The 9,551-nt window shown below is 34.0% G+C and carries 9 protein-coding genes; 3 read left to right on the forward strand and 6 right to left on the reverse strand.

Annotation, left to right across the window (positions count from 1 at the left end; translation table 11 throughout):
- Window positions 1-136 precede the first annotated feature (136 nt).
- On the forward strand, window positions 137-1,543 hold the full coding sequence (locus CD155_RS02965; RefSeq protein ID WP_103212474.1) for an amino acid permease: 1,407 nt from the start codon (window positions 137-139) through the stop codon (window positions 1,541-1,543).
- Window positions 1,544-1,638: 95 nt separating this feature from the next.
- Here CD155_RS02965 and CD155_RS02970 read toward each other — a convergent pair whose 3' ends face one another.
- The 5 genes from CD155_RS02970 to CD155_RS02990 form a co-directional block, all read right to left on the reverse strand.
- Window positions 1,639-2,511 carry a MurR/RpiR family transcriptional regulator gene (locus tag CD155_RS02970; RefSeq protein WP_037541607.1) on the reverse strand — a complete coding sequence of 291 codons (873 nt, stop codon included), beginning with the start codon at window positions 2,509-2,511 and terminating at the stop codon, window positions 1,639-1,641.
- A 1-nt stretch (window position 2,512) separates the two neighbouring features.
- Window positions 2,513-3,955 carry a PTS transporter subunit EIIC gene (locus tag CD155_RS02975; protein ID WP_103212475.1) on the reverse strand — a complete coding sequence of 481 codons (1,443 nt, stop codon included), beginning with the start codon at window positions 3,953-3,955 and terminating at the stop codon, window positions 2,513-2,515.
- Window positions 3,956-3,968: 13 nt separating this feature from the next.
- Window positions 3,969-4,856, reverse strand: coding sequence for an N-acetylmuramic acid 6-phosphate etherase (murQ, locus tag CD155_RS02980; RefSeq protein WP_037541606.1), 888 nt, complete (start codon window positions 4,854-4,856; stop codon window positions 3,969-3,971).
- A gap of 2 nt (window positions 4,857-4,858) precedes the next feature.
- Window positions 4,859-5,902 carry a MupG family TIM beta-alpha barrel fold protein gene (locus tag CD155_RS02985; RefSeq protein WP_172605812.1) on the reverse strand — a complete coding sequence of 348 codons (1,044 nt, stop codon included), beginning with the start codon at window positions 5,900-5,902 and terminating at the stop codon, window positions 4,859-4,861.
- Between the two features lie 163 nt (window positions 5,903-6,065).
- Window positions 6,066-6,434, reverse strand: a complete 369-nt coding sequence (locus tag CD155_RS02990) for a hypothetical protein (RefSeq protein ID WP_103212477.1) — start codon at window positions 6,432-6,434, stop codon at window positions 6,066-6,068.
- Between the two features lie 59 nt (window positions 6,435-6,493).
- Between CD155_RS02990 and CD155_RS02995 the strand changes: the two genes are divergently transcribed.
- Window positions 6,494-7,240, forward strand: coding sequence for a CPBP family intramembrane glutamic endopeptidase (locus CD155_RS02995; RefSeq protein ID WP_103212478.1), 747 nt, complete (start codon window positions 6,494-6,496; stop codon window positions 7,238-7,240).
- Between the two features lie 26 nt (window positions 7,241-7,266).
- Here the strand turns inward: CD155_RS02995 and CD155_RS03000 are convergent, their stop codons facing one another.
- Window positions 7,267-7,965: a helix-turn-helix transcriptional regulator gene (locus tag CD155_RS03000; protein WP_002443877.1), complete on the reverse strand. Its 699-nt coding sequence runs from the start codon at window positions 7,963-7,965 to the stop codon at window positions 7,267-7,269.
- Between the two features lie 466 nt (window positions 7,966-8,431).
- Here CD155_RS03000 and CD155_RS03005 point away from each other — a divergent pair, with 466 nt between their 5' ends.
- Window positions 8,432-9,223 carry an inositol monophosphatase family protein gene (locus CD155_RS03005; protein WP_037541802.1) on the forward strand — a complete coding sequence of 264 codons (792 nt, stop codon included), beginning with the start codon at window positions 8,432-8,434 and terminating at the stop codon, window positions 9,221-9,223.
- The last annotated feature ends 328 nt before the right edge of the window (window positions 9,224-9,551 follow it).

Consider the following 9,551-nt stretch of genomic DNA (forward strand, 5'->3'; position numbering starts at 1 on the left):
AGGTTGCTATTATAGTTTTGTAAGCGATTTCAATAAATTGTAAAAATTTTGTTTCAATTTCGTCAATTTGTAGTATAATTACGAAAATAAGATTATCATTAAAATAATAATCTAGATTTAGAGATGGGGTAAAATTATGGAAAACAATGAATTACAAAGGGGACTAAGTGCACGTCAAATGCAAATGATTGCACTTGGTGGAACAATCGGTGTCGGTCTTTTCATGGGTGCGACTAGTACTATTAAATGGACTGGCCCATCAGTTATTCTTGCATATCTAATTGCAGGCATCTTTTTATTCTTAATCATGAGAGCAATGGGGGAAATGATTTATATCAATCCTACGACAGGATCATTTGCAACATTTGCAAGTGACTATATTCATCCAGCGGCAGGATATATGACAGCATGGAGTAATATCTTCCAATGGGTAGTTGTAGGGATGAGTGAGGTTATCGCGGTGGGTGAGTATATGAACTATTGGTTCCCAAACTTACCAAACTGGATACCGGGAATTGTTGCAGTTGCATTATTAATGGGAGCAAACTTAGTTTCAGTTAAAGCCTTTGGTGAATTTGAATTCTGGTTTGCATTAATTAAAGTCGTTACAATTATTTTAATGATTATTGCAGGTTTTGGACTTATCTTATTTGGAATTGGAAATGGTGGACATGCAGTAGGTATTTCTAACTTATGGACACACGGTGGATTTATGCCAAATGGTATTGTTGGATTCTTCTTCGCCTTATCAATTGTTATCGGTTCATATCAAGGTGTTGAACTTATTGGTATTTCAGCAGGTGAAACTAAAAATCCTCAAAAGAATATTGTTAAGGCAGTCAATGGGGTGATTTGGAGAATTTTAATCTTCTACCTTGGTGCAATTTTTGTCATCGTTTCTGTTTATCCTTGGGACAAATTAGGGGATATCGGAAGTCCATTTGTAGCTACATTTGCCAAAGTTGGAATTACATTCGCAGCTGGTTTAATTAACTTTGTTGTATTAACAGCGGCATTATCAGGATGTAACTCTGGTATCTTCAGTGCCAGTCGTATGATTTATACATTATCTAGACATGGTCAAATGCCTAAGATTTTCTCTAAAGTAATGAAAAATGGTGTACCATTCTACACAGTATTAGCAGTTTCAATTGGTATTTTAATTGGAGCCTTATTAAATGTTATTCTTCCTTTATTGATTAAAGGGGCAGATAGTATTTTCGTATACGTATATAGTGCTTCAATCTTACCTGGTATGATTCCATGGTTTATGATTTTATTTAGTCATTTACGCTTTAGAAAATTACATCCTGAAGAAGTGAAACAACATCCTTTCAAAATGCCAGGAGGCGCGTTTGCGAACTACTTAACAATTGCGTTTTTGATTTTGGTACTCATAGGCATGTTATTTAATAAAGAAACAGTTGTCTCTGTTGTTATAGGTATCGTATTTTTAGCTTTTGTGACACTTTATTATTTCATTCGTTATAATAAAAAAGATCAACATGCAAAGAGAGCTAGAATGACGCAAGAACGTCAATAAAATATAAATGTCTGATTAATAAAATGAAAAAGCGATTCGTTCATACATTTTCTCTTAAGAAATTTTAAGTATGACGAATCGCTTTTTCTATTTGTCTAATGTTTAAATTCAATATTTGATAAATGCTTTCGATAATTATCTAAAGCCATTTTAGATTGCGTAATGAAATCTAATGATGACTGATAATTCAATGCGATGTAACGATAATAAAGTACATCTATTGTAAACATTTGTGCAAATAAAGAAGTGGTAGCACCCATGCGCATTTCATTTTCATCCGTTTGACCATAAGATAAAATAATATCAGATCGCTTGGCAACAGGGTTATCTGACGTACTTGTGATTGTCACCACAGGAATATGATAATCAGATACAACCTTAGCAATGGAACGCATTTCACTTTGCATACCATTATTTGTAATAAACACAACACAATCTTTAGCATTATGAGTTGCTAACATCGTTGTGAAGATGTGTGTTTCTTGTACAAGTTGAATATTTAAACCAATGCGTGACAACTTTTGATATAAATCTGTAGCTACTACAAATGATGCGCCATAACCATAGATAAAAATTGTCTCGGCTTGTTTAAATAAGTCGCATATTTGATCGATAATCTTATCGTCAATTTTTTCATTCGCATTATTAAGTGCACCTTTAGCCCGTGAATGCATCTTCTTTTTAAGAGAGTCAGTGTTTTCATTGTCAACAAGTTCTACATTATACACAGACGCCTCTTTAGGTAGAAACTTTGAAAGACCAATTTTTAATTCGTGAAATCCGCCTTCAGTAATTTTTTTACTAAATCTAATAATCGATGAAGGACTGGTATTCAAAGTTTCAGCTATATCTTGTGAATTCATATTCACCACTTTGTGAGGTGAATTCAATATGAATTGAGCAATCTTTTTTTCATTTTTAGTGAGGTAGGGGTACTGGTTGTCAATTTCATTCAAAATGTTTGGCAATTTAATCACCCATTTGATCAGAATTTCTCATTTCCTTAGTCGTACCAAAGAAATAAGTGAAAATGAATCCTCCAGCATATGCAGCCAGTAAGCCGGCAATATAACCGAGGTACATATTATTTGCAATTAATGGTAATAGTGAGATACCACTAGGCCCCACAGCAGTAGCACCGATATGACCAATACCTCCAACTACAGCGCCACCAATACCGCCACCAATACATGCAGTAAAGAATGGTCGACCTAACGGCAATGTCACCCCGTAGATTAAAGGTTCGCCGATGCCCAAGAATCCAACTGGAAGGGCACCTTTTAAAGTGTTGCGTAATTTTTGGTTTTTACGACATCTTACCCATAGCGCTAATGCAGCCCCCACTTGACCAGCACCTGACATTGCAGCAATAGGTAATAAATACGTAGATCCCGTTTTATTAATTAATTCAATATGAATTGGCGTGAAAATATGGTGCAAACCTAACATAACGAGAGGTAAGAAAAATGCACCAATAATGAAACCACTAAATATGCCACCTACACCAATCACCCAATTAATCACGTGGACAAGTCCATCTGAGATAAATCCAGCGAGTGGCATGATGATAAATATAGTTAATAATCCAATTATTAATAGAGAAATCGTTGGCGTTACAATAATATCAATTGAGTTAGGGACCACTTTATGTAATCTCTTTTCAACTAAACTGAGTAGCCAAACAGCAAAGATAACACCGATGATACCGCCTTGACCAGCAACTAAATGTTCTCCGGTAAAGATATTTTTAATTGGATTCTCATCTGTAATTCCTGTAAGTAATGTCGCACCACCGATAACACCGCCTAGTCCAGGTGTGGCGCCGAATACTTTTGCTGCGTTGATACCTGTGAAGATGGCTAAGTATGCAAGCATACCGTCTTTGATGACATTTAATACTGCTACAACTTGTTTGATCCAATCTCCAGAAATCGCACCAGCGGTTAATAAATTGTTTAATATCGCTGCAATCCCACCAATTAATCCGGCACCAATAAATGCTGGGATTAAAGGTATGAAAATGTTAGCGATAGACTTTAAAACTTTGTTCCATTTGCTTTGTTTACGATGACTTTGAAAATTCTGTTTATTTTCACGAGCACGTTCTTCAGCTTGTGTTTTATAACTTTTATTTTCAGAGTTAGCAGTATCTTTACCTAATGGTGCGTTGCTCTCGTCAGCCATATAGTTAGCGACTTTGTTCACAATACCAGGGCCAACGACGACTTGAAGACGTTCATCCTCAACGACACCTAAAACACCATCGATACCTTTTAATTCATCGTAATTGACTTGATCGTAATCATGAATTTTAATTCGAATACGTGTCATACAGTGGATAATATCATCAATATTATTGATACCGCCCACTGCATGAGTAATATCTTTAGCAAGACGTTCTTCTTTACTCATGGAAATTCCTCCCTTAAGCGTTGATGGCTTGCTTAATCACTCCATTACTCTTTTCCAAACGCAATTTAGCGTCTTTTTTAGTCGTATTACATAAATGCATGACAACTGCAGTTTTAATATGATGTCCCGCTTCATCATACAAGTTTTGTGCATCTTGCTCACTTAAATCACAAATATCTTGAATAATGCGGATAGAACGGTTGACTAATTTCTTGTTAGTTGGTCGCAAATCAACCATTAAGTTATCATATACTTTTCCTACACCAATCATGGTCATAGTAGAAATCATATTCAACACAAGCTTTTGTGCGGTGCCAGATTTCAATCGAGTAGAGCCTGTTAATACTTCTGGGCCTACATTTATTTCTAAGACATGGTTGGCACATTTACTGATTTCGCTCTGAGCATTACATGAAAGGGCAACTGTATCAGCTTGAATGTCATTTGCAAAGTTGAGCGCGCCTTTAACGTAAGGTGTACGACCGCTCGCAGAAATACCAATGACAATGTCTTTATCATTTAAATGAATATCCTTTAAATCTTGTGCACCTTGTTCGATATTATCTTCAGCACCTTCCACTGCAACCATCATTGCTTCTTGGCCACCTGCGATAATACCCACGACTTCCTCAGGACGTGTATTAAAGGTCGGCACACATTCAGCTGCATCTAAAACGCCGAGTCTACCACTTGTACCTGCACCGATATAAATAATGCGACCGCCATGATTAAAGCGTTGAATGGCACTTTCTATCACTTGTGTTAATTGAGGAAGAACCGATTCAATGGCTTTAGGTACATTTTGATCTTCCAGATTCATTGTTCTTAAAGCATCTTGAATATCCATTTCATCTAAATGCATCGTCTGAGTATTTCGTGTTTCGGTGGTTAAACGCTTCATTGTCATTCTCCTTCGTATATAAATTTGAAAGTATCCCCAGGTTGTATCAGTGTTAACAATGAGAGGTCATCATCGTTTATACGAGCGATACGGTTAATATGTGGATGCCCTTGAAGCATTGTTTTCACTACTTGAATTTCCCCTTCATATCTCCCGTTAAGTTGATTATCTACTGTAACGTCTCCAACATTTCGTTGTTTTGTACCGATTGGCTTAATATCTTCATCATTGTTTGCTCGAGAATATTGAGAACGAATAAGATGCTCGGGTGCATCAATACGTGATGTATGTGTTCGTAGAATTCTTTTTGAAAATGAAGCATCCAAATCTTTGAGATGTATTGTAAAGTGACGATTGAATACCATATCAGACAATTGCTGTGCTAGAGCGATACTTATAGCACTATCACCAATTACAATGTGAGCTACACCACTGTTCTGTAACTCATAAGCTGAAATTAATGGATGTGCTGAGCGATGTGATTCTATAGTAGGTAATCCTTTAAATAGAGGACCTCTTAATTCTGTACCTGGAATAAAGGCATATATTTTAGCATGTTTATCGTAGACATGAATAAGTTGATTTTTATTGTCAATAAAAGAGCGTGAAAGACCTGTGTCAGGTCGTGGATAGTAATTATGACAGTAAATTAATTGTCTCTGATAATCGTGTTCATATATACGTTCCAACATCTCTTGAGTAATCGTGCTTGCATTTAAGCAACATTGGAAACCATGACTTTGTACCTCATCAATAAGGTCAACATTCAATTGATCATCAATGCGTATCGTAAAAGCCCCATGAGGCAATTGATTTAAATAACTGTATAATGATTGATTAAGCAAAGAAGGATTAACATCAATAATATAAGTGATGTCATATGAAGATAAAAGCTGACATAATTCTCCCAGATATGCCAACTGATGGTGCTTACTTTCTTCAGGAATTTGTAAAGACGTGAAAATCGTACGATATCCCAATGATGCCATATCTAGAATGTATTCTTTATCTAATGCTTTACCTAAATATACTGAAAAGCCAAGCACATCTAACACTCCTTTGTACTACTTAATCAGTACCGATTATAACGCTATTAAGAAAGGTTTACAATTTGAGGTATAATTTAAATAATATAACAATAAAATTTAAAGTATTTTGTTTCTTAAGTAGTATAAAATAAAAATAAGTACAATTTTGTGGAGTAAATGATTAATGTTTATTTGAAATGTTGTGGGGAGTTACTTGATATTGATGATCTAATTTTAAAAGTTGTTCATACAATAGTATTTGTTTCGTATTGATATAAAAAAGTATATCACCTTGAGTAACTGTCAAAAGGGGATGGTTATGTAATTGCTGTATGACCTCATAGTAGGTAGCAAATTCAGGTGTGGTGCCTAAGATAGCTTTATGATCTTCAACCCATTGATATTCCGCTTCGACATTTTGATTAAATGCGTTCAAAGTTTCTTCAAATTTGTTATGATGAATGAGTGCATAATATTTAGCAGTTTCACTCAAAGTGAGCAGATTTACAATTTGCAGTTTGATATGTTGTGTGGTTTCTAAATAATTCATAGTACCTCCAATAATATTTAATTTTGAACATAAATTTGTAAAAAGAAAGGGATACGTGAATGAAAGCGAATGAAAGAAAGAAAAAATATAAATGGAGTGATATTGCGTGGAGAGATTTAAATCTCATACCTATAGCACTTGTTGGATTATTTATATTTAGCTATGCAGGTTTAGCATTAGGGTGGCTCTATTTCGGATATATATCTGAGTTACAATTAGCTATGATAGGAACACTAGGTCAACTGATGGCTTATGTGGTTGTTATTTTTGTATTTTATTTTTTACATATACAGACTTTTGGTGAAAGATTTAAGAAGGGGATCACATATCTAAAAAAGCGTTGGTTTATCATTATTATCGTATTTTTAATAGCACTTGGATTATCAAATTTATATGATTATTTAATGCAATTCTTACCTAAACATTTGCAGTATTCAGATACACAGAATGAAATGGCGTTAGATCAATTGTTTGAGACACATGCATTTATTCCATTTGCATTTTTAATGATTGTTATTGCAGGTCCGGTAGTTGAAGAATTAGTATTCAGACATATTGTTATAGGAGAATTAGGGAAGAAATTTAATTTTATCGTTATGGGGATTGTCTCAGCGATAACATTTACTTTGATTCATGTCACTGATGCTAAATCGCCATTTGAATTTGGAGCATATTTTATTCTAGCATTGTCTCTTGTGTTTGTTTATTTGATTTCAGGGAGAAATTTAGCGGCTTCAATAGGTTTACATATGTTAAATAATCTCGTTTCATTTATATATACGGTCTGGACTATTTTTTATAAATAATTTATTTATAGCCCAGCTGACACTGTTTAATTTGTAGTGTCGGCTGGGTTTAAAAATTGCTGGTAATTGTCGATTGAAATATCTTGCGTTTTAATGGTCTTTTCAAAGGAATAAGAAATGTCTTGAATGTCCATAATCGGTAGCTCGCGTGTATGCCCTCGGCCTATATCGAATATGACAGCATTCCATTGTCCATATTTGCATAATAAGCCTATAAAGATGACATTTTCTGCTTGCATTCTCTCATTTTCCAAATAATCTACGAGCATGACATTACGCTCAGTACAATAAATCAAAATATCTGAAAATAACTGAGGTAGTGTGACATTTGTGCTTTCTTCAAATTTGATATAGTAATCCATTTTCTTTAATAATTTTCTTAATCTCGTTTGAGGCAAATTTAAACATTGTTTAATAATGGATTGAATTTCTGACTGGTAAGGAAGTGTCGAATAAGACTGACTTTCATTAAGTGTAAGAAACAACGCTGACAATTGATTTTCAGTTAATGATAAAGAAATTTTTGATTGGGCATCTTTAATTTGATAACCACCAAGCTTGCCGTGTTGTGCATATACCTTTACACCTTGTTCTTCTAAATCATCAATATCTCTTAATATCGTTCTTTTAGAAACATTAAATTCTTTGGCGAGTTGCGAAGCGGTCATTTTATCAGAATTTTGTATAGCCTGAATGATTCGGTTTTGTCGTTCTAATTTATTCAATGAAAGTCACCTCCATAAACATTACATATTACATTTATTATAACATATAAGCGACAATGATGACATTTTCTGCTTTTTTCAACCGTTATAGTGTAAAATTACTAAATTTTCTTTTTGGAAAACGCTTACAATTTAAAAATCATTGTGTTAGTATATTATTTGTAACAGGGGGAGCGATTAGACAAAGGGGTAGAGCTATGTAACAGATAGCTGTGTAATCGTTCAAGTTACATCAAAACATCTTCAATATTTATTACTTACTTTCCTTTCTATTTGTCGGCTAGCTCGTGACTAGCCGATTTTTCTTTTTCAAAAATAAAATTCAAAATACCATTCCAAATAATAGTAAATTTCGTATAAAATAATATTTAAGCAAAACGAAGAGCAATTCATCAATATCACCTTGCTTAAAAAGTGATATAGGGTTATGGGAGATTCATATACATATTTAATTGGTGGTGGAAAAATGGTTTCAGAAGATTTAAGAAAACTAGATCAATTGATTTGTAATTGGTTAAATATTGTAGATGATATTTTACCTCAGTTAATTGAAGAAATGCATACAGATACTAAAAAGGATAGATTCGATCTTGTTACAAATGTAGACAAACAAATTCAAGATCACTTTCAAGCGTTTCTCAAAACTGAACTACCTACGCATCAATTGTTAGCTGAAGAAAAGAATAATGATGATATTCAACCTTATGAGGGGCATTTATGGATTATGGATCCAATTGATGGAACAGCTAATTTGGTAAAACAACAAGAAGACTATTGTATTATTTTAGGATATTTTGTAGATGGAGCACCACAACTTTCATATATATATGATTATCCTCATGGCAAACTTTATAAAGCGATTGCTGGGGAAGGTGCATATGTAAATCAAAGTCCGTTACTACCTCCTCCAACCTTATCAATTGCAGATGCGATACTGTCATTTAACCCTCATGTATTGAATGATGAAACGATTAAAGATCTATTCCAATCGTCATTTAGTTATAGAATTATTGGCTCATGCGGCTTAGATTCAATAAGAGTGATTAAGGGGCAATTTGGGGCACACATCAACACGAATCCTAAGCCTTGGGACATTGCAGCTCAATTTTTATTTGCGAAAGAACTTGGCTTGAAAATGACAGGCTTAGATGGTGGAGAAGTTGATTTCGGACAAGGTGGGCCATTTATTATTAGTAATCCTGGTTGCCATAAAGAAGTACTAGAAATCATGAATAAAGGCAGAGGGTATCAAAAATAAACCCCGTTACACATAGAAAATAAATGATATAAGGGTGGGAGTGGGACAGAAATATAATTTAGCAAAATTATTTTCGTTGTCCCACCCCGGCAAGGATGGCTAGGATTGAGAAAAGCTTGATACAAGCGCATTTTCAATTCAGACATCTACTGCCAATATGTTAAATGAGGATGAGATATTAAATTATATTTCATCCTCATTTTTTGATTATATATATAAAATTATTCATTTTTGTTTATTCCTCTAAAATAAATCAATGAATAGGTCTACAGATGTATAGTAAATATTTTATTTTATAATATACTTATCAATGGAATAAGAATATGAA

The organism is Staphylococcus caprae, from assembly GCF_002902725.1.
GTDB classification, from domain to species: Bacteria; Bacillota; Bacilli; order Staphylococcales; family Staphylococcaceae; genus Staphylococcus; species Staphylococcus caprae.